General features: G+C 70.4%; 25 protein-coding genes. 11 read left to right on the forward strand and 14 right to left on the reverse strand.

The window, feature by feature from the left end; all coding sequences use genetic code 11:
• Nucleotides 1-6: 6 nt before the first annotated feature.
• The 4 genes from ACFE6Z_RS10605 to ACFE6Z_RS10620 all read right to left on the reverse strand — a co-directional run bounded on the left by ACFE6Z_RS10605 (nt 7) and on the right by ACFE6Z_RS10620 (nt 3,399).
• Nucleotides 7-1,197, reverse strand: coding sequence for an ABC transporter ATP-binding protein (locus ACFE6Z_RS10605; RefSeq protein ID WP_375385658.1), 1,191 nt, complete (start codon nt 1,195-1,197; stop codon nt 7-9).
• Between the two features lie 69 nt (nt 1,198-1,266).
• A complete protein-coding gene (locus tag ACFE6Z_RS10610; RefSeq protein ID WP_375385659.1) occupies nt 1,267-2,091 on the reverse strand; it encodes an ABC transporter permease in 825 nt (274 codons plus the stop codon).
• Nucleotides 2,092-2,175: 84 nt separating this feature from the next.
• Complete coding sequence (gene modA / locus ACFE6Z_RS10615; RefSeq protein WP_375385660.1) at nt 2,176-3,003, reverse strand: molybdate ABC transporter substrate-binding protein; 828 nt, start codon at nt 3,001-3,003, stop codon at nt 2,176-2,178.
• A gap of 3 nt (nt 3,004-3,006) precedes the next feature.
• Nucleotides 3,007-3,399: a molybdopterin-binding protein gene (locus ACFE6Z_RS10620; RefSeq protein WP_375385661.1), complete on the reverse strand. Its 393-nt coding sequence runs from the start codon at nt 3,397-3,399 to the stop codon at nt 3,007-3,009.
• 155 nt (nt 3,400-3,554) lie between these two features.
• On the opposite strand from ACFE6Z_RS10620, the gene ACFE6Z_RS10625 reads away from it, so the two are divergent.
• The 4 genes from ACFE6Z_RS10625 to ACFE6Z_RS10640 are packed head-to-tail and all read left to right on the forward strand — an operon-like array spanning nt 3,555 to nt 6,645.
• Complete coding sequence (locus ACFE6Z_RS10625; RefSeq protein ID WP_375385662.1) at nt 3,555-4,670, forward strand: ThiF family adenylyltransferase; 1,116 nt, start codon at nt 3,555-3,557, stop codon at nt 4,668-4,670.
• Nucleotides 4,667-5,935 carry a gephyrin-like molybdotransferase Glp gene (gene glp, locus ACFE6Z_RS10630; protein ID WP_375385663.1) on the forward strand — a complete coding sequence of 423 codons (1,269 nt, stop codon included), beginning with the start codon at nt 4,667-4,669 and terminating at the stop codon, nt 5,933-5,935. Before ACFE6Z_RS10625 ends, glp (ACFE6Z_RS10630) begins: the two co-directional genes overlap by 4 nt.
• Nucleotides 5,932-6,408: a cyclic pyranopterin monophosphate synthase MoaC gene (moaC, locus tag ACFE6Z_RS10635; RefSeq protein ID WP_375385664.1), complete on the forward strand. Its 477-nt coding sequence runs from the start codon at nt 5,932-5,934 to the stop codon at nt 6,406-6,408. The genes glp (ACFE6Z_RS10630) and moaC overlap by 4 nt, the downstream gene beginning before the upstream one ends.
• A gap of 3 nt (nt 6,409-6,411) precedes the next feature.
• Nucleotides 6,412-6,645 carry a MoaD/ThiS family protein gene (locus tag ACFE6Z_RS10640; RefSeq protein ID WP_375385665.1) on the forward strand — a complete coding sequence of 78 codons (234 nt, stop codon included), beginning with the start codon at nt 6,412-6,414 and terminating at the stop codon, nt 6,643-6,645.
• A gap of 7 nt (nt 6,646-6,652) precedes the next feature.
• Here ACFE6Z_RS10640 and ACFE6Z_RS10645 read toward each other — a convergent pair whose 3' ends face one another.
• The 5 genes from ACFE6Z_RS10645 to ACFE6Z_RS10665 all read right to left on the reverse strand — a co-directional run bounded on the left by ACFE6Z_RS10645 (nt 6,653) and on the right by ACFE6Z_RS10665 (nt 11,715).
• Nucleotides 6,653-7,084, reverse strand: a complete 432-nt coding sequence (locus tag ACFE6Z_RS10645) for a molybdenum cofactor biosynthesis protein MoaE (protein WP_375385666.1) — start codon at nt 7,082-7,084, stop codon at nt 6,653-6,655.
• Nucleotides 7,084-7,632 carry a molybdenum cofactor biosynthesis protein B gene (locus ACFE6Z_RS10650; protein WP_375385667.1) on the reverse strand — a complete coding sequence of 183 codons (549 nt, stop codon included), beginning with the start codon at nt 7,630-7,632 and terminating at the stop codon, nt 7,084-7,086. Before ACFE6Z_RS10650 ends, ACFE6Z_RS10645 begins: the two co-directional genes overlap by 1 nt.
• 9 nt (nt 7,633-7,641) lie before the next feature.
• Nucleotides 7,642-9,309, reverse strand: a complete 1,668-nt coding sequence (locus tag ACFE6Z_RS10655) for an SDR family oxidoreductase (RefSeq protein ID WP_375385668.1) — start codon at nt 9,307-9,309, stop codon at nt 7,642-7,644.
• Between the two features lie 46 nt (nt 9,310-9,355).
• The gene (gene fdhD, locus ACFE6Z_RS10660; RefSeq protein ID WP_375385669.1) at nt 9,356-10,312 is read right to left on the reverse strand and encodes a formate dehydrogenase accessory sulfurtransferase FdhD; all 957 of its coding nucleotides are present in this window, start codon (nt 10,310-10,312) and stop codon (nt 9,356-9,358) included.
• An 89-nt stretch (nt 10,313-10,401) separates the two neighbouring features.
• Nucleotides 10,402-11,715, reverse strand: coding sequence for a DUF222 domain-containing protein (locus tag ACFE6Z_RS10665; RefSeq protein WP_375385670.1), 1,314 nt, complete (start codon nt 11,713-11,715; stop codon nt 10,402-10,404).
• A 151-nt stretch (nt 11,716-11,866) separates the two neighbouring features.
• Here ACFE6Z_RS10665 and glp (ACFE6Z_RS10670) point away from each other — a divergent pair, with 151 nt between their 5' ends.
• Genes glp (ACFE6Z_RS10670) through ACFE6Z_RS10680 form a run of 3 tightly spaced genes read left to right on the forward strand, consistent with a single transcriptional unit; the run spans nt 11,867 to nt 14,083 of the window.
• Nucleotides 11,867-13,117, forward strand: coding sequence for a gephyrin-like molybdotransferase Glp (gene glp, locus ACFE6Z_RS10670; RefSeq protein ID WP_375385671.1), 1,251 nt, complete (start codon nt 11,867-11,869; stop codon nt 13,115-13,117).
• Nucleotides 13,118-13,157: 40 nt separating this feature from the next.
• Complete coding sequence (locus tag ACFE6Z_RS10675) at nt 13,158-13,820, forward strand: molybdenum cofactor guanylyltransferase (RefSeq protein ID WP_375385672.1); 663 nt, start codon at nt 13,158-13,160, stop codon at nt 13,818-13,820.
• Entirely contained in the window at nt 13,817-14,083 is a 267-nt protein-coding gene (locus ACFE6Z_RS10680) for a DUF6457 domain-containing protein (RefSeq protein ID WP_375385673.1), read from the forward strand. Before ACFE6Z_RS10675 ends, ACFE6Z_RS10680 begins: the two co-directional genes overlap by 4 nt.
• Nucleotides 14,084-14,098: 15 nt before the next feature.
• Here ACFE6Z_RS10680 and ACFE6Z_RS10685 read toward each other — a convergent pair whose 3' ends face one another.
• The 3 genes from ACFE6Z_RS10685 to ACFE6Z_RS10695 form a co-directional block, all read right to left on the reverse strand.
• Nucleotides 14,099-16,555, reverse strand: a complete 2,457-nt coding sequence (locus ACFE6Z_RS10685; protein WP_375385674.1) for an FdhF/YdeP family oxidoreductase — start codon at nt 16,553-16,555, stop codon at nt 14,099-14,101.
• Nucleotides 16,556-16,635: 80 nt separating this feature from the next.
• Nucleotides 16,636-18,546 carry a helicase HerA-like domain-containing protein gene (locus ACFE6Z_RS10690; RefSeq protein WP_375385675.1) on the reverse strand — a complete coding sequence of 637 codons (1,911 nt, stop codon included), beginning with the start codon at nt 18,544-18,546 and terminating at the stop codon, nt 16,636-16,638.
• A 9-nt stretch (nt 18,547-18,555) separates the two neighbouring features.
• Nucleotides 18,556-19,293 (reverse strand): phosphatase PAP2 family protein, encoded by a 738-nt coding sequence (locus tag ACFE6Z_RS10695; protein WP_375385676.1) that lies wholly within the window; start codon nt 19,291-19,293, stop codon nt 18,556-18,558.
• Between ACFE6Z_RS10695 and ACFE6Z_RS10700 the strand changes: the two genes are divergently transcribed.
• Nucleotides 19,283-19,768, forward strand: coding sequence for a nitroreductase family deazaflavin-dependent oxidoreductase (locus tag ACFE6Z_RS10700; protein WP_375385677.1), 486 nt, complete (start codon nt 19,283-19,285; stop codon nt 19,766-19,768). The genes ACFE6Z_RS10695 and ACFE6Z_RS10700 overlap by 11 nt on opposite strands.
• 6 nt (nt 19,769-19,774) lie before the next feature.
• Here the strand turns inward: ACFE6Z_RS10700 and ACFE6Z_RS10705 are convergent, their stop codons facing one another.
• Nucleotides 19,775-21,175 (reverse strand): multidrug effflux MFS transporter, encoded by a 1,401-nt coding sequence (locus ACFE6Z_RS10705; RefSeq protein ID WP_375385678.1) that lies wholly within the window; start codon nt 21,173-21,175, stop codon nt 19,775-19,777.
• A 324-nt stretch (nt 21,176-21,499) separates the two neighbouring features.
• Between ACFE6Z_RS10705 and ACFE6Z_RS10710 the strand changes: the two genes are divergently transcribed.
• Genes ACFE6Z_RS10710 through ACFE6Z_RS10720 form a run of 3 tightly spaced genes read left to right on the forward strand, consistent with a single transcriptional unit; the run spans nt 21,500 to nt 23,450 of the window.
• The gene (locus tag ACFE6Z_RS10710) at nt 21,500-22,231 is read left to right on the forward strand and encodes a DUF3105 domain-containing protein (protein WP_375385679.1); all 732 of its coding nucleotides are present in this window, start codon (nt 21,500-21,502) and stop codon (nt 22,229-22,231) included.
• 6 nt (nt 22,232-22,237) lie between these two features.
• Nucleotides 22,238-22,954 carry a DUF305 domain-containing protein gene (locus ACFE6Z_RS10715; protein WP_375385680.1) on the forward strand — a complete coding sequence of 239 codons (717 nt, stop codon included), beginning with the start codon at nt 22,238-22,240 and terminating at the stop codon, nt 22,952-22,954.
• Between the two features lie 25 nt (nt 22,955-22,979).
• Nucleotides 22,980-23,450 carry a hypothetical protein gene (locus ACFE6Z_RS10720; protein WP_375385787.1) on the forward strand — a complete coding sequence of 157 codons (471 nt, stop codon included), beginning with the start codon at nt 22,980-22,982 and terminating at the stop codon, nt 23,448-23,450.
• 2 nt (nt 23,451-23,452) lie between these two features.
• Here the strand turns inward: ACFE6Z_RS10720 and ACFE6Z_RS10725 are convergent, their stop codons facing one another.
• Complete coding sequence (locus ACFE6Z_RS10725; RefSeq protein ID WP_375385681.1) at nt 23,453-25,915, reverse strand: HAD-IC family P-type ATPase; 2,463 nt, start codon at nt 25,913-25,915, stop codon at nt 23,453-23,455.
• Nucleotides 25,916-25,922 lie beyond the last annotated feature (7 nt).

Here is a 25,922-nt window from a genome sequence, read left to right on the forward strand (position 1 = left end):
CCGATTCTAGAGCGCGGCTTCGAGAGGCGCCGCGGGGGCTGCGGTGGCTGCGTTGGCCGCGGGGGCTGCGGTGGCCGCGGGCGCCGGGACCGACTGCAGACGCACATCGGAGGCCGCGACGCGCAGCCGGACGATCGTCCCAGCGGTGAGTCGCAGGGCGGCCGCCGCCTCGACCGAGATGTCGACCGCGACCGGCGGCGCGGCGGTGTGGACGCGCACGCCGCCGAGGTTCTGCTCGAGACGGACGACGCGCGCCAGCCACTCCCCGGGGGTGGCGGGTTCGTGGGCCATGAGGCGGAGCGCCCCGGTCCACGATGCATCGACCACCGGCTCCAGTCGCACCGCACCGGGGCGGAAGACCGCCGCGAGCGGAGCACCGTCGGCGGCGCCACCGGGCACAGCGCCGGCGAGGATGACCTCGGGCGCGGCGTGGGCGGAATGCCATCGGCCGGCCGACGCGAGACCTTCCACGCGGTTGACGCCGGCGATCGCCGCGACGAACCGGGTGGCCGGAGTGCCCAGCACGTCCCGGACCGCCCCCTCCTGCGTCACGCGGCCGGCTTCCAGCACGACCAGGCGATGGGCCATGGCGGTCGCGTCGACGACATCGTGGGTCACCATGATCACCGTGGCCCGCGAGGGGGCCAGCTGTTCGGAGATCATCGCGCGGATCTCGCCCGCCGTCTCGGAATCGAGCGAGGTGAGCGGCTCGTCCAGCAGCAGCACGCGGGGCTCGACCGCGAGCGCACGCGCCACCGCGACACGCTGCTGCTGCCCACCGGAGAGCTCGGCGGGCCGGTGGTCGCCGGCGCCCGGGAGGCCGACGCGCCACAGCCACTCGTCGGCGGTGCTCTCAGCATCCGTCTTCCGGATGCCGCGCGCCCGCAGCCCGAACGCGACGTTCGCACGGGCCGTCAGGTGCGGGAAGAGTCGCGGCTCCTGGCCGAGCAGCACGGCCCCGCGGCGCGAGGCGGGAACGCTCCGGCGCGCGGATGCCACGATCTCGCCCCCGATCGTGACGGTGCCGTCGCTCAGCCGCACAGTGCCGGCGATCGCGCCGAGCAGGGTCGACTTGCCGGCGCCGCTCGGACCCATGACCGCGACGACCTCGCCGGGCTCGGCGCGCAGAGCGGCATTCAGGCGATAAGTGTCGGAGCGCTCCACCACGACGTCCGCCGCGAGCCCGGCGCCTTTCACCCCGGCGCCTTTCCCCCCGGCGCCCTTCACGGCACCTCCCTCATCGCGCCTCATCGCGACGCACCCGGTTCATCGTGAGGCCCCCGGTCGCCACGCCCGCACGAGCAGGAGCACGGCGAGCGCGGTCACCAGCAGCAGCAGGCTGAGGGCTACGGCGGTGCCCTGCCCGACTCCCGAACCGTTGAAAGCCGTGTAGATCGCGAGCGGCATCGTCTGCGTGACGCCGGGCGCATTCCCGGCGAACAGCGCGGTCGCCCCGAACTCGCCGATCGCCCGGGCGAAGCACAGCACCGTCCCGGCGACCAGCCCGGGGGCAGCCAGCGGCAGCGTCACCCGCCAGAGAATCGTCCAGCGGCCCGCGCCCAGGGTCGCCGCCGTGCGCTCGTACTCGATGCCCGACGTACGCAGCGCGCCCTCCAGAGCCAGCACCAGGAACGGCAGGGCGACGAAGGTCTGGGCGAGCACGACCGCGGGCGTCGTGAACGGGATGCGGATGCCCCACCACGCGTCCATCAGCTGCCCGAGCGCGCCGTTGCGCCCGAACAGGAACAGCAGGGCCACTCCGCCCACCATCGGCGGCAGCACGAGTGGCACCGTCACCAGCGCCCGCAGCACGCCGGCGCTGCGCGGCGTGCTGCGGGCGATCATCAGAGCGAGCGGCACGCCCAGCACCAGGCAGATGCCGGTTGCGATCAGGCCCGTCCGCAGCGACAGCCAGAGCGCGTCGAGCGCGGCCGGCGCGGTGATGTCGGCCCAGAGGGTCGACCACTCCACGCGCGCCACGAGGGCGGCGAGCGGCACGACGAGCAAGGCGAGGCCCACCAGCGCGGGAAGCGCGAGGATGCGCGGGACGAAGCCGCCGAGCTCTCGCCCGCGGCGCAGCCGGCGCGTCATGCGACCCGCCACGGCGCGCCGAGCATCCCGTACCGGAGCGTGCGCGGGATCCGTCTCATCAGGCCATTCTCACCGAGGGCCGGCTCACGGGGCGCCGAAGCCGAGATCGGCGAGGATCTGCTGCCCCTTCGGTCCGGTGACGAACGCCAGGAACGCCGCTGCCGCGTCGGGATTCTTCGACGCCTTCAGCGTCGCGATCGGGTACTTGTTGATCACCGCGGCGGCGCCGTCGGGCACGATCGATTCGACCGCTGAGTTTCCGATGACGTCGGTTGCGTACACGAGCCCCGCATCCGCCTCACCTGCCGCGACCTTGGTCAGCACGGCCGTGACGTTCTGCTCGAGGCTGGCGGCGGTCACGGTGAGGCCGGCATTGGTGAGCAGACTCTGGGATGCTGCGCCACACGGCACTTCGGGAGCGCACAGCACGACGGTCGCTCCCGGAGCGGCGAGATCGGCCAGCGTCGTGATGCCGGCCGGGTTGCCCTTCGGCACCGCGATCACGAGCGTGTTCGTCGCGAACAGCTCCGGAGTGCCGGCCGTGAGCGAGGCATCCGACACCTTCGCCATGTTCTTCTGGTCGGCCGAGGCGAACACGTCCACACCCGCGCCCTCGACGATCTGGGTGGCGAGGGTGCTCGATCCGTCGTAGACGATCGGGGGGAGCGTGACCCCGGGGTTCTCGGCGACGAACGCCGCCGAGATCTGGTCGAACGCCGTGTGCAGCGATGCGGCGGCGTAGACGGTGACCTCGCCGGTGAGCGACGAGGTCGCGCTCGCGGTCGGCTCGGTCGTCGGGGCGGTGGTCGAACCGATGGTCGAACCGGTGGTCGCCGAGGACGCGCACCCCACCAAGGCGAAGAGGAGCGAAACCGCGGCGGCGGCCACGACGAGGGGGCGACGACGACGCATGGCTCAGCCCTTCGGGGTTTCGACGATGACGTTGGTGGCCTTGACGACCGCGACGGCGAGCGACCCGACTTCGAGGCCGAGATCGCGGACGGCTTCGGAAGAGAGGAGCGACACCACCCGGTGGGGCCCGGCCTGGATGTCGACCTGCGCCATGACGGTGTCGATCTGGATGCGGGTGACGATCCCGACGAAGCGGTTACGGGCGCTGGAGAGCACGTCGGTGGGGTCGGCGGGAGCCTTGACGTGCTCGATCGCTCGGGCGGCGAGCGCCTCACCGGGGATCTGTACCGGCGACGAACCCGTGGCTTCGAGCGTGCCCTGATCGACCCAGCGACGCACGGTGTCATCGCTCACGCCGAGAAGACGGGCGGCTTCTGAGATCTTGTACGAGGACATACGGCCACCCTATCTCCGCAAGTACGGGCCTCGGGTCGCAATTCCCCCGCATCTGCTCCCCATTCCCGCAATGCACCCTCGACCTTCGCAATGCACCCTCGAACATCGCAGTGCACCCCCGACCCTGTCCCGGGTCGCGCGACTACCCTGAAAGGATGCCGATCCCCCCACTGGTCGCGCCGGTCGAGGCGCTGAGCGAGGCCGAGCGTGCCCGCACAGCGCGGCACACGTCGCTCGCCGCGCTCGGCGAGGTCGGGCAGCGCCGCCTCGCCGCGGCGCACGTCGCGATCGTCGGCGCCGGGGGTCTCGGCTCTCCCGCGATCCTCGCCCTCGCCGCGGCGGGCGTCGGCACCCTCACCGTGATCGACGACGATGTGGTCGAGCTCTCGAACCTGCAGCGCCAGGTGCTGCACAGCCTTGGCGACCTCGGGCGCCCCAAGACCGCGAGCGCCGAGCGGGCATCCGCCGGCCTCTCCCCCGAGACGCGCGTCAACGCCGTTCGCGAACGCCTCACCCCGGCGAACGCCGTCACGCTCCTGCGCGGCGCCGACCTCGTGCTCGACGGCTCCGACACCTTCCCGACCCGCGAGGCGGTCGCCGCCGCCACCGAAGAGCTCGGCATCCCGCTCGTCTGGGGCGCGATCCAGTCGTTCGACGCTCAGGTCACCGTGTTCTGGTCGACCCCGACGGTCGGCGATCCGGTCCTCCTCCGCGACCTGTACCCGATCGGCAGCGCCGACGATGCCCCTACCTGCGAAGCGGTCGGTGTGCTGGGCGCGCTGTGCCTGCAGGTCGGCGCACTCATGGCGACCGAGGGGATCAAGCTCATCGCCGGCATTGGCGAGCCCCTCATCGGTCGCGTGCTCGTGATCGACGGCCTGAACGCCCGCCAGTCCGAGGTCGCGCTGCGCCGAAGCGCAACGACGCCCACCCGACAGGTCGCGGATGCTGCACCCCCGCCACCCCCCGAGATCTCGGTGTCGGATGCGGCTGAGGCCATCGCCGCGGGCATGCGCGTGATCGACGTGCGCGAGCCCGTCGAGCTGGCCGCGGGGATGATCGACGGAGCCGTCTCGATTCCCCTGGCCGACCTGCTCGCCGCCCCGGCGGCCGCGGCCCCCGGGCCGGTGCTCGTCGTCTGCGCGGCGGGCGGGCGCGCGCGGCGCGCCGCCGCCGCGCTCCTGGCCGCGGGCGTGGAGGCGACCGTGCTCGCCGGCGGCATGCATGCGTGGGACGCCGAGCGGACGACCCCGGTCGCGGTGACCGGATGACCGCCGGCACCCCGTCGCCCCTGCGCACGGTCGAGGAGCAGCTCGCCATGGTCCTGGCCACCGTCCGGCCGGTCGAGAGCGTCCGCATCCCGCTCGCCGAGGCGTTCGGTCGCACGCTCGCCGAGGCCGTCACCGCGCGGGTCGACATTCCGGCGTTCGACAACTCGGCGATGGACGGCTTCGCGGTGCGCCACGAAGACGTGAAGTCTGCAGCATCCGACTCCCCCGTCCGACTCAAGGTCGTCGCCGACATCCCCGCCGGGAGCTCCCTCGATCCTGCGCTCGCCCCCGGCGAGGCCGCACGGATCATGACCGGCTCGGCGATGCCGAGCTCGGCCGACTCGATCGTGCCCTTCGAAGACACCGAGGGAGGACTGGAGGGGACGGCAGGCGAGGTGATCGTCGTCGTCGCGCCCGCCTTCGGCGCCTACCTACGGCGTCGCGGGGGCGACACCGAGGCCGGTGATGCGGTCATCGCTCCCGGCATCGAGCTCGGCGGATTCCAGGTCGCAGCGTGCGCTGCCGCGGGCGTCGCCGACCTCGTCGTCACGCGCGCACCGCGGGTCGCGATCGTCTCGACCGGCTCCGAACTCGTCGAGCCCGGGTCGGCGCTCGAGCGCGGCCAGATCCCCGACTCCAACTCGCTGCTGCTCGTCGCGCTCGTCGCCGAGGCAGGTGCCGAGATCGTGCTGCGCACGAGCGTGGCCGACGACGTCGACGCGCTCCGATCCGCGCTGGCCGAGGCATCCGCCCGAGGCGCCGACGTGCTCGTGACCTCCGGCGGGGTGAGCGCGGGGGCGTATGAGGTCGTGAAAGACACGTTCGGCCGAGGAGATGGGTCCAGCGGCGAGCTCGAGTTCGCCAGGGTCGCGATGCAGCCGGGAAAGCCGCAGGCGTTCGGGCGACTCGCGAACGGGATGCTGGTGTTCGGCCTCCCCGGAAACCCCGTCAGCGTCGCGGTGTCGTTCGAGGCGTTCGTGCGGCCCGCGCTGCTGAGGATGCAGGGGCGGTCCGAGATCCATCGCGCGGTGCTGAGGCTGCCGGCTGCGGAGGGCTGGCGCACCCCACCCGTCCGCCGCCAGTACCTTCCCGCCGCGATCGATCGCACCGACCCGTCGCGATGGACCGTGCGCCCCGCGACAGCCGGCGGCTCGGGCTCGCACCTGGCCGGCGGGCTCGCCCGGGCCGAGGCGCTTGCGGTGGTCGCGGCCGACGTCGACGAGGTCGCGCCCGGCGACATCGTCGATGTCATGCTGTTGTCATGAGCTTCACCCATTTGGATGCTGCGGGTCACGCCCGCATGGTCGACGTCACCGACAAGCAGCCCACGGTGCGCTCGGCGACGGCGCGTGGCTTCGTGCGGTGCTCGCCTGCGATCGTCTCCGCGCTCCGCGACGGCTCGGTGCCCAAGGGCGATGTGCTCGCGGTCGCGCGGATCGCCGGCATCCAGGCCGCCAAGCAGACCCCCGCGCTCCTGCCTCTGGCCCACGTGATCGGCGTGCACGGAGCATCCGTCGACCTCGTCGTCGAAGACGGGGGCGTTACCGTCGAGGCCACGGTGCGCACCGCCGACCGCACGGGTGTCGAGATGGAGGCGCTCACGGCGGTTTCGGTCGCCGCCCTCGCGATCATCGACATGGTGAAGGGCCTCGACAAGGCGACCTCGATCGAACACGTCCGGATCGTCGCCAAGACCGGCGGCAAGTCCGGTCCGTGGCAGCGCCAGGGCGAGGCCTGAGCGATGGCACTGGTCCGCTATTTCGCCGCCGCCCGCGAGGCGGCCGGACGCGATGAGGAGGTGCGCGGCGAGCGCACCCTCGGCGCACTGCGCCTCGCGCTGAGCGCCGAGCACCCCGCACTGGCCGCCATCCTGCCGCGCTGCGCGGTGCTCGTGGCCGGTGAACGCACCGACGACGCGCGCGCGCTCACACCCGACGATGTGATCGACGTGCTTCCGCCGTTCGCCGGAGGGTAGTGCGGACCTAGCCGCCGAGGCCCTTCCACGCCGTCGTGCCGTCGGCCTCGATCTGGCGCTTCCACACCGGCAGATCGGTCTTGATCGCCTCGATCACCGCACGGCAGACCTCGAACGCCTCCGCACGATGCGATGCGGCCACCGCGATCACGACGGCCGCGTCGCCGACCTCGAGCCGCCCCAACCGGTGACTGACCGCCACCAGTGCCTCCGAATCCGCTCCGACGCGCTCGGCGATGGTCCGCAGCGTCTGCTCGGCGTCGGGGTGCGCGGTGTACTCGAGGGCGACGACGGCCCCGGCCGCATCCGGATCGTGGTCGCGCACACGCCCGACGAAAGTCGTGACGGCGCCCGCGGTCGCATCGTCGACCGCGTCCAGATGCTCCTGCAGCACGAGGGTCGCGGCGCTGATGCGCGCGAGACGGACTTCGGCGCCCATCAGTGATCCGACCCGTCGAGCTGATCGATCACGTGCCGGGCGACCGAGAGGATGACGGGCATTCCGGATGCCACGGCCGCGGGCGACCCGGGAAGGTTGACGACGAGCGCCCCCGCCGCGCCGCCGGACGCGTCGACGACCCCGGCGAGGCCGCGCGACAGCATCCCTGCCGGCTTCTCGGCGGCGCCGATGCGGCGGAGCTCTTCCGCGATGCCCGGGATCTCGCGAGTCAGCACCTCGCGTGTGCCCTCGGGGGTGTGATCCCGCGGCGACAGGCCGGTGCCCCCGGTCGTGACGACGAGCCGGGCACCGTCGGCGAGCGCCGCGCGAAGCGCCTGCGCGACGCTGTCGGCACCGTCGGGCACCACGACCGCGTCGCCGGATGAATAGCCCGCACCGCGGAGTGCCGCGACCACGGCGGGGCCGCTGCGATCGTCGCGCTCCCCTGCCGCCGATCTGTCCGACACCGTGATCGCGACGGCGACCCGCGGCGCGTGAGCGTGGTGACCGTCGTGCGCGTGCGCATCGTGCGCGTGAGCGTGGGGCATGGCCCCAGCCTAGGTTCCCGACGCTTCGACAGGCTCAGCGACCGGCTCGAGCGGCTCAGCGACCGGCTCGACAGGCTCAGCGACCGGCTCGACAGGCTCAGCGACCGACTCAGCCGCAGGCGTGGTGGCCCGCTCGGTCACCTCATCGGCCGTGATCTGCTCGGCGGCCGCGGTGATGCGATTGGCCATGCCGCGGAAGATGAATCCGTGGAACGGCAGCACCGCGAGCCAGTACAGCCGGCCGGCCAGCCCGAGCGGGAAGAAGACGGCGCGCTGGTCGTAGGTCGACCCGTCGGCGGTCGGGGTCGCCCTCAGTTCGAGCCACGCGCTGCCGGGAACCTTCATCTCGGCCCGCAGGCGCAGCAGGCTCCCCTGCTCGATCGCCTCTACACGCCAGAAGTCCAGCGCGTCGCCCACGCTCAGCCGCGCGCGGCTGCGGCGGCCCCGCGCGAGCCCGACGCCGCCGACGAGTCTGTCCATCCATCCGCGCACCGCCCACAGCAGCGGTGATGAGTACCAGCCGTTCTCGCCGCCGATCGCCTGGATGACCTTCCACAGCGACTCCGGCGTCGCGGTCGTCTGGGCGGTCCGGACATCGGTGAACACCGTGCGTCCTGCCCAGTCGGGGTCGTTCGCGAGCGGGTCGCTCGGCACACCCAGGACCTCGGCATCCTGCCAGCTCGTCTCGATGTCGTCGTCGCGGACGCGTCCGAGCGCGAGCGAGACCGCGCGGCGATACGGCGTGAGCCCTTCGGCGGGCGGCGGGATGAGCTCGTCGATGTCGTGGTTCTTCATGACGCAGTCGTTCTGCAGCGACTCCACGAGCGGTCGGGCGATCGCCCGCGGCACGGGTGTGACGAGGTTCACCCAGTGCGAGGCGAGGCGAGGGGTCAGCACGGGGAGCGCCGCGATGGCGCGCTGGCGGAGCCCCGCCTCGACCGCGTAACCGTTCATCATCTGTCCGTAGCGCAGCACGTCGGGCCCGCCGATGTCGACGGCGCGGTTGACGTCGCGCTCGATGCGCCCCGCGCCGAGCAGGTAGTACATGACGTCGCGGACGGCGATCGGCTGGATGTGGTTGCGCACCCACTTCGGCGCCGGCATGTACGGGAGCACTTCGGTGAGGTGCCGCACCATCTCGAACGACGCCGAGCCCGACCCGATCACCACGCCTGCCTGGAGCACGAGTGTCGGCACGCCCGAGGCGAGCAGGATCTCGCCGACCTCCACCCGCGAACGAAGATGGGGCGACAGCTTCGCGTCGTCGGGGTGCAGGCCACCCAGATACACGATGCGTCGGACGGATGCTGCGGCAGAGGCCGCCGCGATGTTCGTGGCCGCGTCGTGATCGGTCTGCTCGAAGTCCTTCCCCGCCGACATCGAGTGGACGAGGTAGTACAGGACATCGACATCCTGCACCGCTTCGCGGACGGATGCCTCGTCCTGCGCGTCGCCGGAGACCACCTCGACGTCGTCGCCCCATTCGTAGACGGCAACGCGGGCGGGGTCGCGCGCGAGGACGCGGACGCGGTACCCGGCGGCGAGCAGCCGGGGCACCAGGCGCCCTCCGATGTACCCGGTCGAGCCGAACACGAGCGCGCGCGGGGCGGTGCCGTCCGCCCGGGGCACTGCGCGCAGCTGCTCTTCGCGGCCGGTGGGGGCGGTGAGATCTGTCATGTTCGCACCTTACGTCTCGCGGCTGCGGCCGGGATGGGGGTTGACCTCAGTTGATGCCCGGTGAGGGTTCGAGCCCGGCGTCCGAGGCCGGGGTCAAGACGTGAGTCGCTGAGCCTGACGATGCGTCGATCACGCGATCCTCGCGCGCATAGATGTTCATCGATGAGCCGCGCAGGAATCCGATCAGCGTCAGGCCCGCCGACGCAGCGAGTTCCACGGCAAGGGAAGAGGGGGCCGATACCGCCGCCAGGATCGGGATGCCGGCCATCACGGCTTTCTGAACGAGTTCGAAACTCGCGCGCCCCGATACCTGCAGCACGACGCCGCGCAGCGGCAGGCGGTCGCTGAGGACCGCCCAGCCGATCACCTTGTCCACCGCATTGTGCCTGCCGACGTCTTCGCGCAGGACCAGCAGTTCGCCGGATACCGCGTCGAACAACGCGGCGGCGTGAAGCCCGCCGGTCTTGTCGAACACCGCCTGCTGTGCGCGGAGCGCGTCGGGGAAGGTCGTGAGGGTTGCAGCATGCACGGTGACCTCATCGACGGAGACGTCATAGGTCGACACGGTCTCGACGGCGTCGATCGATGCCTTTCCGCACAGTCCGCACGAACTCGTGGTGAAGAAGGCGCGGGCCAATTCCGGATCTGGTGGGCGGACGCCGGGCGCGAGGGTCACATCGAGGATGTTGTACGTATTGCCCTCTGCCGGCGCACCGACGGAGATGCTCGCGAACGTGCCGCCCGTTCCGGTACCGCCCGTTCCTGGACCGCCGCAGTGGATCGCAGACCGGAACTGCTCTCCGGCCGAGATCACTCCCTCCGACACCAGGAAACCGGCGGCCAGCTCGACGTCGTTGCCGGGCGTGCGCATCGTGACGGCGAGCGACAGGCCCCCGACGCGAATCTCGAGGGGCTCCTCGACGGCGAGCGTGTCGGCGCGGCGTGATGCTTCGGCGCCCAGCGTGAGCTTCGTCACGGGCCGCCGGACGGTGATCCGACCCATGTCGTCAGCCTACGCGCGTGAGCCCGCGGCGGATCCGATTGCCGGCTCTCGCGCCATGACGGACTCCTCCGTCTCAGAAACCACCCTGGTCAGAAGGGCGGCGGGCCGTCGTCCGGCACCGTCCGGAACATGGGCACTCTCCGCTCGGGCTCGACGACGTAGTGCCTTCCCGCAGGCGAGATCCACTCGACCGCGCCGTAGCTTCCGCCGACGTCGCGGATGACCCATCCGCCGTGGTGCTTCATGGCGTGGTGGCCGGTGCAGAACGGATTCAGGTTGCCGAGGCTCGTCTGTCCGCCTTCCTCCCACGCAACACGATGGTCGATCTCGCATCGAGAGGCAGGGATGCCGCATCCCGGCGCCATGCACCGGTCGGCGCGCCACTTCACCAGCCGCCGGAGGCCCGGTGGAGGCCGGTATCGGTCACGTCCGACCGAGAGGACCATGCCCGTCTCGGGATGGGTGAGCACCCGCATCCACCCATCCGCCGCCCCACACAGTTCGCGGGCCCGTTCGATCGGGATCGGTCCGACGCCCTCGACCACAGCGGGCTCCGTGCCCTCTGGCGCGTGATCCAGCAGCGCGAGCACGGGGACGGTCACTGCAACGGTCGCGCGGATCCCCCGCGCGTCGGGCGGCAACAGCTCGGTGTCACCCTCGATCAACAGGTCGGCGATCACGTCGGCGCGGATCTGGTCGAGCGTCCTCGTCTCGCCCTCGCGGCCGAGGATCACTTTCGCGATGGCGGTAGCCCTCGCCCAGATCGCCTGCGCCTCGACGGCGGGCATGAGCGTCATCACCCACGTCATCGCGTCTTGATCGGGCTGGAGCACGACCCGGCGGCGACGGACGGCTTCTTCGTGCCGCTCCGTGAGGGTCGCGGCGCGAACCGTATCGATCAGCGCACGCAGCTTTCGGCGGAAGGTGCCGACGGGCTGCGTCTCGGCCAACCCGATCGCCGCGGGCACGAGCTGCGCGTGGAACTCCGGCTCGACCGCATCGAGGGCCTCGACCAGCGAATGAGCATGCCGCTCCGTCATCCGAGCACTCGCGAACGAATCGAGCACGGTCGGGTATCGGCCCACGAGCGCTTCACCCATCGCCAGCATTCCGCCGGCTTCACCCTCGGTGATGCGCAGGGCCGCAGCGATCTCGAGCCGCACCGACCGCTCCACCACCTCCGTGAGCGCTCGGCCGTAGCGGGCGGCGTCGGCGACCGCCTCGCGGCGGAGCGCATCCGCACCGATCAGCCGCTGCGCGGCCTGCATCGTCGCCATGTCTGCGATCTCGATCAGATGATCCAACGTGTCAGGGGCATCGCACGCCGCCCGGTCACGCGACTCGGCGTCGTCCGCAGACTCCGGCCCCAGCGGGTCGGGAGGGAGCGCCGGATCAAAGAACATACCGCCAGTCTAGAACATAAATACCACCATCGTAAGGTTTTGCGCAGCCTTTTCGTCGATAAAATGTTTGTAATCGGCCGTGGCGCCGCGATCCTGCGCCCCCGCCCAAGGCGACCGCGCCCGCACCGCGGTGGCAGGTAGCCTGGCGCTTATGGCTTTCCGTGCACACCCGGATGCCGTGACCGACTCACAAGAGCGCGCCATGACCACCGTCGCCGAACATCGGCAGACGATCCTGGCCGCCGTGCGGCGCCTCGACGTCGTCACGCTCCCGCTCGACGACGCGCTCGGCAGCACGCTCGCCCGATCCGTCCACTCCGCCGTCGACCTGCCGCCGTTCGACAACTCGGCCATGGACGGATTCGCGGTCCGGTTCGCGGATGTCGCGGCCGCGAGCGCGGCATCCCCCATTCTTCTTCGCGTCGTGGACGACCTCCCGGCGGGCAGCGCGCGGCAACCCGTGTGCCGAGCCGGTGAGGCGGTGCGCATCATGACCGGGGCACCGCTTCCAGCGGGTGCCGACACCGTCGTTCCTTTCGAATCGACCGCCGACGGCCTGGCCGACTCGCTGGTCGTTGCGAGCGTGGTGAAGGCGCCGCGCGGTATCGGCGCTCACATCCGCCGCCGCGGCGAGGACGGCCGCACCGGCACCGAACTCGTCGCCCAGGGCGCCCAGCTCGGGCCGCTGCAACTGTCCGCGATCGCCGCGGCCAACATCCCGGTGGTGTCGGTCAGCCGCCGGCCGCGGGTGGCCGTCATCGCGACAGGGGACGAACTCGTCGCGCCCGGATCCGCGATGCGTCGCGGGCAGATCCCCGAGTCGAACTCACTGCTGCTGTCGATGCTGGCGCAGGGCGGCGGTGCCGAGGTGGTTCTGCGGAGGTCGGTCGGCGACGTCGACGACGACCTCCGCCGCGCGATCGACGACGCGGCAGCCCGCGGGGCGGATGCGGTCATCACCTCGGGCGGGGTGAGCGCCGGGGCCTTCGAGGTCGTGAGAACAGCGCTCGCGCAGATGACCTTCGTGCAGGTGGCGATGCAACCGGGCAGGCCGCAGGGGTTCGCGGCCGGCGACCCGCTGCTGTTCGGTCTTCCGGGAAATCCGAACAGCGCCGCAGTGTCTTTCGAGGTGTTCGTGCGCCCCGCACTGCTGGCGATGCAGGGACGCACACAGATCGAGCGCAGGATGCTGCGCCTGCCCGCCGCGGAAGGCTGGCGGTCGCCGAGCAACCGCCGGCAGTACCTGCCGGTCGTGCTCGTCGACGGCGGCGTCGCCCCTGCTGCCACCCGCGGATCGCAGCGCGCTGCGAAACTTGCGCGCGCCGAGGGCTACGCCGTCGTCTCGGCGGACATCACCGAAGTGATGGCCGGCGACATCGTCGACGTCATGCTGTTCTCATGACAGAGCACGCCTCATGAATGGCGCAGCATGAATGACATCCATGAATGAGATCTCCGCGATCCTGCTCGCGGGGGGCCGTGGCGCACGGATGGGCGGGATCGACAAGCCCCGGCTCGAAGTCGGCGGCAGGACGCTCCTGGATGCCGCGATCGCCGCCGCGGGTGCGGTCGGGGCGCATCCGATCGTCGCCGTCGGGCCCGCCGCACGACCCTCCGTCGCACCCACCGTCAGCCCCGCCGTCGAGCCGGCTGCTGTCACGTGGGTGAGGGAGGATCCCCCCTTCGGGGGTCCGGTCGCGGCGATCATCGCCGCCCTCCCGCACGTGACTGCCTCGCGCACTCTCGTGCTCGCGTGCGACCTGCCGAACGTGGCGGTCGCGGTGCAGCTCCTGTGCGGTGCGCCGTTCGAGGGCGACGGAGCGTGTCTGGTCGATGCGACGGGTCACAGCCAGTGGCTGATCGGGCTGTATCGCACCGACGCGCTACGGGCCGCCGCCGCAGATCTCCCTCGCGGAGGCGAGGATGCGTCCGTGAAGTCGCTGCTCGCGCAACTGGCGCTCACGCGGGTACCGGCATCCGATCATCCCGGGTCCGCCTCCACTTTCGACGACTGCACTTTCGATGACGACCCCACCTTCGATATCGACACGTGGGACGATCTGACCGAAGCACGACGCGTGGACGCGAAAAGGAGAGACCCGTGAGCGAACACTTGCCCCCCGCGGCGCTGGACGAATGGTCGGCGGCCCTGCAGACCCTGCTCGGCCTCGAAGAAGGCGACATCCCGATCTCGCTGATCCTCGATCTCGCGCGTGACGTCGCGAACGGCGTGGCCCGCCCGGCCGCGCCGCTGAGCGCCTTCGTGGCCGGCCTCGCGGCCGGCAGGGCAGGCGGCACCCGTGAGGACGTGCGCCGCGCAGTGACCCAGATCACAGCGCTCGCCGCGGAGTGGCAAGCGCACGCCTGATCGAGCCGTATTCGATCAGGCGCGTCGGCGCTCGAGCCGGATGATGACGGATTTCGAGGTGGGCGTACCGCTGACGTCGGCGGTCGAATCCAGAGGCACCAGCACGTTGGTCTCGGGGTAGTACGCTGCGGCGTTGCCCCGCGGGGTGGAGTACGCGACGATGCGGAATTCCTCGGCTCGACGCTCGACGCCATCGCGCCACTCCGAGACGAGGTCGACGATGTCGCCCTCAGTGAACCCGAGCTGCTCGATGTCGCGCGCGTTGACCATGACCACGCGCCGCCCGCCGTGGATACCGCGGTAGCGATCGTCCTTGCCGTAGATAGTGGTGTTGTACTGGTCGTGCGAGCGCAGCGTCTGCAACAGCAGGCGCCCTGGCGGGATGTGCGGATATTCGAGTCCGTTGACCGTGAAGCGGGCAAGACCGTCCTCTGTCGCGAATCGACGCTCGTCGCGCGGACCGTTGGGCAGGATGAACGTGCGCCCCTTGTCGATCCGCTCGTCGTAGTCCTCGAAACCAGGGATGACGGCGGCGATGTGGCCGCGGATGAGGCTGTAGTCCGCCTCGAGCGCCGCCCAGTCGGCGTGGGGAACGTTGGCGGGATGCTGGAGCCCCGCCGGGTCAGGACCCTCGGCCTCCTCATCGGCGCGGCGATGGGGGTTGCCGAGGTCGACCTCGACAGCGCTGGGAGTCGGGCTCGGGGTCGCGCTCGACGGGGTGGGCCGGGCCCCAGCATCCGAGCCGAACACGAGCGCGCAGAGCCTCGACACGATCGCCACCTCGCTGAGGATCTCGTCCGACGGGGGCGAGAGCCGCCCGCGAGAGGAGTGCACCGCCCCCATCGAGTCTTCGACCGAGACGCGCTGCTCGCGCCCCCCGCGACGATCGCGGTCGGTACGGCCGAGAGTAGGCAGAATGATCGCTCGTCGCCCGGTCACGACATGCGACCGGTTGAGCTTGGTCGACACCTGCACGGTCAGGTCGAGTGTGCTAATCGCCGCCTCGACCACCGCGGTATCGGGCGTGGCGCTGACGAAGTTGCCGCCCATGCCCATGAAGAACCGGGCGCGGCCGTCGCGCATCGCGCGGATCGCGGCCACCGTGTCGTAACCGTGCTCGCGGGGCGATGCGAAGCCGAACTCGGCGTCGAGGGCGTCGAGGAAATCCTCGGACGGCTTCTCGTAGATGCCCATCGTGCGGTCGCCCTGCACGTTGGAGTGGCCGCGCACGGGGCACACGCCGGCGCCCGGCTTGCCCATGTTCCCCTGCAGGAGGAGCACGTTCACGACGTCGCGGAGAGTGGGCACCGAGTGCTTGTGCTGCGTGAGCCCCATCGCCCAGCAGACGATCGTGGCGTTCGAAATGCGCACCGCCTCGCCCACTTCGCGCAGCTCGCTCTCGGGCACGCCGGTGGCGGTCACCAGCTCGGCCCATGATACGTCGGCCAGGGCATCCCGATACGCCTCGAAACCGCTGGTGTGCGCGGCGATGAAGTCGCGGTCGAGCACATCGCCCGTGACGCTCTGCGCATCGGCTTCGAGCAGATGCTTGCCGATCGCCTGGAACAGCGCCTGATCGCCGCCGAGCCGGATCTGCACGAACTGGTCGGCGAGCTTCGTACCGCCGAACGCGACACCGCGCACGGTCTGGGGGTTCTCGAACCGCATCAATCCCGCTTCGGGAAGGGGGTTCACGGCGATGATCTTCGCGCCGTTCTGCTTCGCCTTCTCGAGCGCGCTGAGCATGCGCGGGTGATTGGTGCCGGGGTTCTGACCCGCCACGATCAACAGCTCGGCGGCGTGGATGTCTTCGATCGACACCGTCCCCTTGCCGATTCCGATCGTCTCGGTGAGCGCCGACCCCGACGACTCGTGACACATGTTCGAGCAATCGGGAAGGTTGTTGGTTCCGAGGCCGCGCACGAGCAGCTGGTAGAGGAAGGCCGCCTCATTGGACGTGCGGCCGGACGTGTAGAAGATCGCTTCGTCGGGGTCAGCGAGGCCCCGCAGCGCGGCGGCCACCTCGCCCAAGGCGTCATCCCACGAGATCGGCCGGTAATGCGTCGCGCCGCCGCCTTGATCAGCTCTGTCGAGGATCATCGGATGCGTGAGCCGCCCCTGCTGCCCCAGCCACCAGTCGTCGTGCCCGCGCAGTTCGTCGATCGAATGCTCCGCGAAGAACTCGGGCGTCACCGCCCGGGTCGTCGCCTCTTCGGCAACGGCCTTCGCTCCGTTCTCGCAGAATTCCGCGAGGTGCCGCTTGTCCTCCTCGGGCCACGCGCACCCCGGGCAGTCGAAGCCGTCTTTCTGGTTGACCCGCCGCAACGCCTGGACGCTGCGGGTGATGCCCATCTGATCGTTCGAGATCTTCAGCGCGTGCAGTACCGCGGGTACGCCGACGGCGACCTTCTTGGTCGCCGTGAGACGTAGCTTCGTCTCGTCGATGTCTGCTGCAGGGGGCCGCTTCGCCATGACCACATGTTATGCGCGGGCGGCCCCACAGGGGCCGGTGCTCAGTGGAAACCCGGTGCCATCGCACCCGGTGACGCGGCTCAGCGTCTGCCGTTGCCGAACAGACCGCGGATCACGCCGTTGAGGATGGTCTGCGTCGACTTCGAATTCAGGACCTGCTCGATCGGCGACTTCTGAGCGGAGCGGGTCGTGCGCGTCGTGCCCGAAGTCTTCTTGAGAAGCCGGTCGTACTCGGCTTGAGCCTTCTTGTCGGCGGCGGCCTGCGCCTTGTCTACCGCGGCCTGCTGCTTCGCGAATTCGGCATCCGCCTTCGCCTGCGCCAGCGCGGCGTCCTCAGCGGCGGCGGCCTGCTCGGCGGCATTCATCCGCGCGGTGAGGATCTCGCGCGCTGACTCGCGGTCGATCGCGGTCCCGTACGTGGACATGAGGGGGGATGCAGCGACCGCGGCGTCGATCGCGGCATCCGGTGTCGGCGACATGAGTCCCTGAGGCGCACGCAGGCGGGTCCACGCGACCGGAGTCGGCGCCCCCTTCTCGCTCATGACCGTCACGATGGCCTCGCCGGTGCCGAGTTCCTGCAGCACGCGCTCGAGGTCGTAGCCAGAACGGGGATACGTGCCGACGGTCGCGCGCAGCGCCTTCGCATCATCCGGGGTGAACGCGCGCAGCGCGTGCTGCACCCGCGATCCGAGCTGGGCGAGAACGTCGGACGGCACGTCTTTGGGGGTCTGCGTGACGAAGAACACCCCGACGCCCTTCGAGCGGATCAGGCGCACGGTCTGCGTGATCGCCGACAGGAACGACTTCGACGCGTCCTTGAAGAGCAGGTGGGCCTCATCGAAGAAGAACACCAGCTTCGGCTTGTCGAGATCGCCGACCTCGGGGAGCAGCTCGAACAGCTCCGCGAGCAGATACATGAGGAAGGTGGAGAAGAGCGCGGGCTTGTCGGCGACCCCCGGTACCTCCAGCAGGCTGATGATGCCGCGGCCATCGGGGGCGATGCGCAGGAATTCGCTGACCACGAATTCCGGCTCGCCGAAGAACACGTCCGCCCCGCCGTCGGCGAAGGTGATGAGCTCGCGCAGGATGACACCGGCCGTCGCGGGAGACAGGCCGCCGAGGTTCTTCAGCTCGCCCTTGCCCTCGTCGCTCGTGAGATAGCTCAGCACCGCACGCAGATCAGACAGGTCGACGAGTGCAAGGCCGTTCGCATCGGCGTAGTGGAAGACGAGCCCGAGGCTCGACTCCTGCGTCTCGTTGAGCCCCAGCACCTTGCTCAGCAGCAGCGGGCCGAACCCGCTGACCGTCGCCCGGACGGGCACGCCCTTCCCGATGCCGCCCAGGGCGAAGTACTCGGTGACGGATGCCTCGGGCGTCCACTCCTGCCCGATCGCGCGTGTGCGGGCTAGCAGCTTGTCGCTCGCCTCTCCCGGGGTCGCGACTCCCGACAGGTCGCCCTTGATGTCGGCCGCGAACACCGGCACTCCCTTGGCCGCGAGCTGCTCGGCCAGCCCCTGCAGCGTGCGGGTCTTCCCGGTTCCGGTCGCGCCGGCGACCAGGCCGTGCCGGTTCATCATTCCGAGCGGGATGCGGATCTGGGCGTCGGCGACGGGTTCGCCGTTCATGAGGGCCCCGAGGTCGAGCGTTGTCGCCTCGAAGGTGTATCCCTTGACGATCGCGGCGATCTGCTCGGCGTCCAGCGGCCCTTCGTTCTCCGAGGGTGCCGACGGGGCGGCCGCAGGCTGCGACGCTTCGACGGGCTCAGCGACCGCAGCCGTCTCACCGACCGACGCGGGCTCGGCGGCCGGGGCTGCCCCGCCGACCTTCGCCTTGGCGGCCTCGGCCTGGGCTGCGGCGAGCGCGGCTCGTGCCTGCGCGGCCTTCAGCTGCGCCTCGGCGGCGTCGGCTTCGGCCTGGAGCCTCGCCAGTTCTGCCTCGGCAGCAGCCACAGCGGGATCGACAGCGGGATCGGAGGGCTCAGGCGCAGTCATGCCCACAGCCTAGATCGGCGGGTGCGGCTCGAGCGTGGGGCGCGGCATCCGGGCGTCGCGCTCGCGCGCGATCAGCGATCCGAACGCCGCAGCGAGCAGCAGCGCAGCCCCGGCTCCGGCGAGCGCGCCGCCGAGCGTGTCGCTGAGCCAGTGCGCGCCGAGATACGTGCGCGAGAACGCCATCAGCACCACCCACGCCGCCCCGACGATCTCGACCCAGAGGCGAGGAAAGATCACGAACAGTACGACGGCGATGGTCGTGGCGTTGGCCACATGCCCCGACGGGAATGAGCCGTAGTCCGACACGACGACAATGTCTTCCGGGCGTGCCCTTCCGAACGTGTGCTTGAGAAGCTGCACCACCACGGCGCTGCCGGCGACCGCGGCCACGAAGTACACCGCCGACCAGGGCTTTCGCAGCAGCAGCAGCACGACGACGACGATCACCGGCACCCCGATGATTCCGAACCATCCCCCGCCGAGCCAGTTCATGGCATACGACAGTGCCAGCAGGGCGTCGTTGCGCGAGAGGAACAGCAGCTGGTTCCACCACGCGTCGACGGCGAACGGCGCGTTTCCCCGGAGGAAGAAGATCTCGGCACCCAGCGCGGTCGCGGCGACGAGCAGACCGATGCCCACCCACAGCTCGGTCCGTCGGGTGAGGCGGGCTGCAGCATCCATCTCGTCATCATGCCAGCCCTCCCGCGGATCGCCCGGCGCGGGTGACAATGGGGTCGTGCCAGCCATCGTCGACATCGTGCGCCGGGTCGTCGCCCCGCTCACCCACACCCGCCTCTTCCGCCGCTGGGCTCCCGCGGTGCTGCCACCTCTCGAACGCTTCCTCGCGAGGGTGACGAACGGCAGGGTGCAGGTCAGCGCGATCCTGGTGCCGTCGCTCGTGCTGCACACCCGTGGCGCGAAGTCGGGCGAGCCACGCGACGCCGTGCTCATGTACACGCCCGACGGGCGAGGACGCGCGATCGTCGCCGGGTCGAACTTCGCGGATGGGAGGCATCCTGCCTGGTCGACGAACCTCATCGCTCACCCGGATGCCGCGATCACGGTCCGCGGAAAGCACATGAACGTGCGCGCCACGCGCGTGCCCGACGACGAGCGCGACGCCGTCTGGGCGCGCATCGAACGGCAGTGGCCCGGCTATCGGGAGTATGAGCGCTCGTCCGGGCGGGTCGTCCGCCTGTTCGTGCTCCAGCCCGTGCGCTGAGGCGACCTACGGGGTGAGCAGCCCGATGGTGCGCGGCCGGACGACCGCCCACAGGGCAGTCACGCCGACGACGCCGCAGCCGACCATGACGACAGCCATCGTGCTGGCCGTGATTCCGGCATCCCGTGCGATCGAGCCGACGATCGGCGAGATGAGGGCGGCGACGCCGAAGTTGGTCGCCCCGATGAGCGATGCGGCGGTTCCGGCCGCCTTGCCATGACGGTCGAGGGCGAGCACCTGCACGCACGGCATCGTGAAGCCGAACGCCGTCACGAAGACGAACAGCGGCACTATGACGCCCCAGATGCCGGCGCCGAGCTGATCCAGCACGATGATCGCGGTCGAGGCGACGAGCATCAGGCCCGTCGAGTAGGCCATCACCCATTGCGGCCCGAAACGCGCGGCGAGCCGCGACGCGACTTGAACGCCGCCGACGACGCCGAGCGAGTTCACCGCGAACAGCAGGCCGTACTGCTGTGCGTCGAACCCGAACGTGACCTGGAACAGGAACGACGAGCTGGAGAGGTAGGAGAACAGACCGCTGAACGACATCGCGCCGACGATGAGCACGCCGATGAACACGCGATCCGAGAGCACGCTCCGATAGCGCTGCAGCACCGAGGTACCCGGACCCCCGCCGCGGCGGGCCTTCGGGAGGGTCTCGGGCAGGAGGAAGAGCGAGAAGGTCAGCATCAGCCCGCCGTAGATCGCGAGCACGACGAAGATGCCGCGCCATGGCATGACCGCGAGCAGGGCCGAGCCGATGAGCGGGGCGATCACGGGCGCGACGCCCGAGACGAGCGCGAGGCGCGACAGCATCACGACGAGCCGCCGGCCGCCGAACAGATCGCGCACGATCGCCATCGCCACGACACCCCCCGCCGCTGCCCCCATGCCCATGAACACGCGCGCGGCGCCGAGCATGATCAGGGTCGGCGCGAGCGCGGCCGCGGTGCTGGCCACGACGTGCAGCGCGGTGACGGACAGGAGCGGGATGCGGCGACCGACCTTGTCGCTGAGCGGGCCGACGATCAGCTGCCCGAGGGCGAACCCGAGCATCGTTCCGGTCAGCGTCAGCTGGATCGCGGCGGCGGTCGTCTGGAAATCCGCCTCGAGCACGGGGAACGCCGGCAGATAGAGGTCGACCGTGAACGGGCCGAGCGCGGTGAGCGCCCCGAGCAGGACGATGTAGACCACGCGCCGGGCGTTCGAGATCGCATCCCCGGGGTGCAGCATGATCGGCGCGGTGGCCGGGTTCGAGCCGAGCGTGCGGATCGCGCCGGTGCGGATCGCGCCGGTGCGGATCGCGCCCGTGCGGATCGCGCCGGTGCGGGGCTCGGGAGCGGACCGCACGTCGGTGCCGGCGTCCGTGGGAGGGGCGGTGGGGATGGATGCGGTGTCGAGCACGGGCCAGTCACTTCGGTTTCGGGGCAGATGCCGCGGGGCGCAGAAAGGCGGAGGGCGGCGGGAGAGACGGATCGGGCACCGTCGAATCGATTCGGACTTCTATCCTATCGAATGCTGCGCCGCCCCGCGATGGCCGATTTGCCGTATCGCGGCCGGTCGCAGCCAACGCCGGCCGTCCAGGCCTTTCTCGGACGCACTCGCTTAGGCTCGAAGAGTCCGATCCCGTCTCGGACCCCGGCCGCCGAATCCCCGTCCCGATCCGACCGACCCGACTTACCCGATTGCCCGCCCCGACTGCCCGATTCGACGAACGAGGCCACGCAGATGACCCCGAACCTACCCGCCGGAAAGGGCGGCTCCACGCCGACCCCGCGCGCAAGCGGCAACCCCGCCACCCAGGCGAAGATCGCGGCATCCGCGAAAGAGCAGCGCGAACAGGCCAGGCAGCAGAAGCTGGCCGAGTACCAGAAGCAGCTCGCCAAGCGCCGGCGCGGAAAGATCGTCTGGTGGGTCGTCGGCGGTACCGCCGCGATCATTGTCGCGGCGCTGGTCGCGGCATCCTTCATCTTCGCGCCCCCGCCGCCGACGACGTACTCGAGTGGCGGTACCGGAACGGTGATCGAGGGTGTCGAGACGTACACGAACACCTCCGAGCATGTCCAGGGCACGGTGGACTACCCGCAGTCGCCGCCCGCCGGCGGCCCCCACAACCCGTACTGGCTCAACTGCGGCATCTACGACCAGCCTCAGACCAACGAGAATGCGGTGCACTCCCTCGAGCACGGCGCGATCTGGGTCACCTACGACTCGTTTCAGATCTCCGGTGACGACCTCTCGGCGCTGAAGAAGCAGCTTCCATCTAGCTACGTGATCCTCTCGCCCTACGAAGGGCTCGACTCGCCCATCGTGCTCAGCGGCTGGAACCACCAGCTCACGATCGATTCGGCGACGGATGCCCGCATCCCCGCGTTCTTCGAGGAGTACTGGCGCAGTCAGACGGTGCCCGAGCCGAACGCGCTCTGCACCGGCGCGGTCGACGGCCCGGGCAAGCAGTAGGGCGACGTGAGCGAGAGCGAGGCAGTGGCCGACAGCACCTCTGCGGCCGGCGGCGCCTCAGGGAGCGACGGCACGACCACGCCGCGTCGCCGCCGCTGGCCGCTCGTGCTGATCGCGTGCATCGCGATCGCCGCCGTGGCGTTCGCGATCGGCCGCTTCACCGCGTTCGGCGCGGGCGCTCCTGCGACTCTGGCATCCGATTCGGCCGACGCCGGCTTCGCCCGCGACATGCAGGTGCACCACGCGCAGGCCGTCGACATGGCGATGCAGATCTACCGCAAGACGACCGATGACCAGCTGCGGACGCTCTCGTACGACATCGCCACCTCGCAGGCCGCCCAGAAGGGTGAGATGTTCGGCTGGCTGGTCGCGTGGGGCCTCCCCCAGAACGGCGGCGCCCTCATGTCGTGGATGACCGACGCCGATCATCCCGGGCACGGTTCGGCCGCGACCCCGACGAGCGACGCCGAGCTCCGCGCAGAGATGGGCATAGCGACGGATGCCAAGCTCGCCGAACTCGCGCGTGCCACCGGCGCGACCGCCGACTGCCTCTTCCTCGGGCTCATGATCCGCCATCACGAAGGCGCCATCCCGATGGCGGATGCCGTGCTGGCGCGCGGAGCCGAGGCGCGCGTGCGCGAAGTGGCCGCGGCGATGAAGGCCGGCCAGCTCGCCGAGATCGATGCGATGCGCTTCCTGCAGTCGCGCCTGCGCTGCGCGTGATGCCCGGCGATACAGTTGTCGCGTGATGACCGACCCCGGCACTGATACCGGCACCGCGCAGACGGAGCGGGCCACTCCGGTGCTCCGGCGTCCGGTCATCGTGACGATCGCGATCGTCGTGGTCTACATCAGCGGCCTGGGCAATGCCGCCCTGGGCCTGACGATCCTGCTCAGCCGCTACGACGTGCAGGGCGATCAGGCGATCCTCACGGTGTCGCTGCTGGGAGCGGCGACCATCCTGCTCGGGCTGCTCACAATCGCTATCGCGTCAGGCCTGTCCAGGGGCAGTCGGTTCGCGCGCGTCCTGATCACGGTCTACTTCGGCATCCAGACCGTCCTGCACGGACTCACGATCATCGACGCGGATACGTGGGACGTGACGGCGGCGGTGCAGACGGTCGTCGAACTGCTGGTCATCGTCGTGCTGTGGGTGCCGCCGGGCGCACGGTATTTCCGCGCGAAACCAACCGAGGGCGCCGACTCACCGGCATCCTGAGCTCACCGCGTCAGCGCGGGTGAGGGGGTCGCCCTGGCGATCGATCGGGCCACGAAGCGGCGGTGGAAGAAGCGCACGACCTCGATCGCGGCGATCGTGACCACGGTGATGAAGGCGACCAGATACGACGCGTCGCGGCCGGGGTCGACGAGCTGGAAGAACTGCGTCAGGAGCGGAATCGTGAACACGCCGATCAGGGCCACGAACATCGCGCCGATCACGAGGGCCTTCACGCGTGTGATCGGACGCGACAGCACGGTCAGCACCCAGATGCCGACGACGGCCAGGATGATGGTGGCCCCGGTGCGCAATTCGGGCTCCGGCACGTTCAGAGCCATCGCCCCGCGCGTGTACAGCGTGAGGGCGATCGCGATGACGATGCCGGCGGGGATCGCGAACGACAGCGACCTGCGCAGGAACCCCGGGATGTAACGCTGCGTGTTCGGCAGCAGGGCCAGGAAGAACGCCGGGATGCCGATCGTCAGACCGTCGGTGATCGACAGCTGGCGCGGCAGGAACGGGAATTCCATCACGAGCACCCCGAAGAGGATCGCCAGGCCCGTCGCGTAGACCGTCTTGGTGAGGAACAGCATCGAGACGCGCTCGATGTTCGCGATGACCTGGCGGCCTTCGGCCACGACGTCGGGGAGGTGCGAGAACTGCCCGTCGAGCAGCACGAGGCGCGCAACGGCCTTGGTCGCGGCCGACCCGGAATTCATCGCGATCCCGATGTCGGCGGTCTTGATCGCGAGCGCATCGTTCACGCCGTCGCCGGTCATCGCGACGGTGTGGCCCCTGGCCTGCAGGGCGAGGACCATCGCTTTCTTCTGATCGGGCGTGACCCGCCCGAACACCGTGTGCCGGTCGAGCACCTCGCCGAGCTCCTTCTCGTCGGAGGGGAGCTTGCGGGCATCGAAACCTTCGGCGACATCCAGCCCGAGGTCGCGCGCTATCGCCGCAACCGTGCGCGGGTTGTCGCCCGAGATGATGCGGATGCCGACCCCCTGCCGGCGGAAGTACTCCAGTGTCTGCGCGGCATCCGGTCGCACCTGCTCGCGGAACGTCAGCACCGCCACTGCGGCGACCGCGCCTGGCAGCCGTTCGCCCTCCACATCGGCCGGCGAGAGCGTGACGACGGAGTGCCCCAGCACCAGGGTGCGCTTGCCGGTCGATGCCAGCGCCGTGACGATGCCGCCCAAGGTGCTCGTGGGGTCGGACGCATCGTCGCCGAACACCATCTCGGGCGCGCCGAGCACCCAGGTGCCCGCGACGGCGCCGCCTCCTGCGAATGAGACCGCGCTCCATTTCCGGGCGGATGAGAACGGGATGCCGGCGGCCGGGGTGAGCGCATCGGTCACCGGATACGGCTCGCGCAGGCACCGCGCGGTCGCGTTCGCATCCGGGGCCGAGCCGTACCAGGCGAGCACGCGCTCCCACCCGCCTGCGGCGCCGGGAAGCTCGCGCACGGCGTCGAACTCGATGTCGCCCGCGGTCAGGGTGCCGGTCTTGTCGAGGCAGATCACATCGACCCTGGCGAGCCCCTCCACCGCGGGCAGCTCGTTCACGAGCACCTGCTGCGACGCGAGCTTGGCCGCGCCGACCGCGAACGCGATCGAGGTCATCAGCACGAGGCCGAGCGGGATCATGGCGGTCAGCGAGGCGATCGTGTTGACCACGGCCTGCACCCACTGGCCGCTCTCCCACGCGAGGACGTATCCGCCGGCCACCATGACCTGCGCGTTGAAGACGAGCAGACCGATCAGCCCGATCGCCCAGCTCATGAACTTCAGCACCCGGTTGATCGAAGTGCGCAGCTCGGACGAGACGAGCGAGAACCTCTTCGCCTCGTCGGCGAACTTGTTGGCGTACGAGTCGGCGCCGACGCGGACGACGCGCGCATCGCCCTCGCCCGCGACGACGACCGAGCCCGAAAGCGCATCGTCGTCGGGCTTCTTGTCGACCGCATCCGACTCGCCGGTCAGCATCGACTCGTCGATCTGGAGGGCGCGGCTGTCGACGATGGTCGCGTCGGCCGGAACCTGGTCGCCCGCGCGGAGCACGAGGATGTCGTCGATCACGACGGTACTCGGCGTGATCTCGGACTCTACGCGGTCGCGACGCACCCGCGCCTGTGGGGCGTTCAGCAGGGCGAGGCGATCGAGCGCGGCCTTGGCCCGGAACTCCTGCACGCAGCCGATGATCGCGTTCGCGAAGGCGGCGAGTCCGAAGAGCGCATCCTGCCATCGGCCGAGCAGGAACAGGATGAAGAAGCAGACGAAGACGATGCCGTTGAACAGGGTGAAGACGTTGGCCCTGACGATGTTCCAGACGCTGCGGCTGGAATCCGCCTTGTACGCGTTCGTTCGGCCGGAGTCGGTCCGCTCCTGAACCTGAGCGGCGGTCAGGCCGATCGTCGGGTCGACCCATTCGTCGCGGTCGACGGTCGCGGCGGTCGAGGCATCCATGCCGCCA

Origin of the sequence: uncultured Microbacterium sp. (assembly GCF_964244775.1) — a bacterium.
Classification (GTDB): Bacteria; Actinomycetota; Actinomycetes; order Actinomycetales; family Microbacteriaceae; genus Microbacterium.